Genomic DNA, 503 nt, shown 5'->3' with positions numbered 1-503 from the left:
GGAATTACTTCTATGGTCAAGGTGGTCGTTTTCGTACAATCCGTGTCTAAATCGACAGCTTCAACATACACCACTTGTGGATTAGCTTGGGTATTTACAAAGTTTTCGGTATCGGTAATTTGATTTTCCAAAGCTTCATCTTCGTAGAAATTCACTAAAATAGTTTGATCGCCTTGCGTGATTTCTTCAATTTTACTAAATAAATCGAAGCTTGCTAATTCGTCTGTGGTGCTTCCTCCGGTTTCATCATCACAAACTGATAAACGCTCTGGGGCAATGATGTCTGGTAAGGGTTCTACGATTAATTCGATGGCTTCAATGGCAAAACAATTCAAATCGCTTGTGGGGTCGGTGATGCGAATATAAACGATTTGATTATCCGACTGGCTTTCATATTCCTCTGGATTATTGATGAGGTTGCCCGGATTTTGCTCTTCTGCACCTTGAAGGTTGTTGTAATATTCGATTATAAGTTCATCGGTGTTTTCCACATTTTGTAAAAC

The 503-nt window shown here is 39.2% G+C and carries 1 protein-coding gene; it reads right to left on the bottom strand.

Going from position 1 to position 503, the window contains the following annotated elements:
* On the bottom strand, positions 1 to 503 hold a 503-nt coding region (locus G7034_RS09800; protein ID WP_166400787.1), incomplete at both ends, for a hypothetical protein.

It is taken from the genome of Psychroflexus maritimus (assembly GCF_011089875.1).
GTDB classification, from domain to species: domain Bacteria; phylum Bacteroidota; class Bacteroidia; order Flavobacteriales; family Flavobacteriaceae; genus Psychroflexus; species Psychroflexus maritimus.
The sequence above is the reverse complement of the archived record's forward strand: the minus strand, read 5'-3'. Positions and strand labels throughout refer to the sequence as shown.